This window comes from Haloferax sp. Atlit-6N (assembly GCF_003383195.1).
Lineage (GTDB): Archaea > Halobacteriota > Halobacteria > Halobacteriales > Haloferacaceae > Haloferax > Haloferax gibbonsii.
On sequence record NZ_QEQJ01000142.1, the window covers coordinates 1 to 558 of the forward strand.

The 558-nt window shown below is 69.0% G+C and carries 1 protein-coding gene; it reads left to right on the top strand.

The features are described 5' to 3' along the window. Positions 1-202: 202 nt before the first annotated feature. Positions 203-558 (top strand): 2'-5' RNA ligase family protein (locus DEQ92_RS21625; RefSeq protein WP_115821767.1); only part of this gene is annotated, 356 nt, incomplete at its 3' end.

The following is a 558-nucleotide window of genomic DNA, read 5'->3' on the forward strand; positions in this document are numbered from 1 at the left end:
TGGAAGTCGTCAGCGGCGTCCTCGGGATCCTCGCTGAGCTTCTGGGCCCGCTACGACCGCTCCTGGGACTCGCCGTCGTCGCGCTCATCGTGCTGTGGCTGCTCGACCGGGTCTAACGAGCGCGGACCGGCGCACGCGCCAACGCGCCCGGCGTCGGTCTCGCTCCCGACGGCTTCTTGCCCGCTGACGCCGACGCTCGACCGTGTTCAGTCTGAACGTCCCGGTCCCGGGGCAGGTCGACCGCCTCGCCTCGGAGTTGCATCCGAAACTCACGCGGTTCGAGCGGATCCGCGAGCGACACACCCTGCTCGCGAAGCGCTTCGACACCGCACTCGACGACGACGCCGACTCGCTCCCGCGACTCCGCGAGCGACTCCGGCCGATCCTTCGGGAACGCAGGAGTGGTGGCTCCGGAATCGATCTCCGAGTGACCGGGCTCGATTACTTCGAGCCGCCGCCGCGAGGTCCGGGTCCGGTCGTCTATCTCACCGTCGAGAGCCCGGACCTCCACGCGCTGCATCGCCGACTCTGTGAGTCGTTCGGCACCGTCGAAGGGAT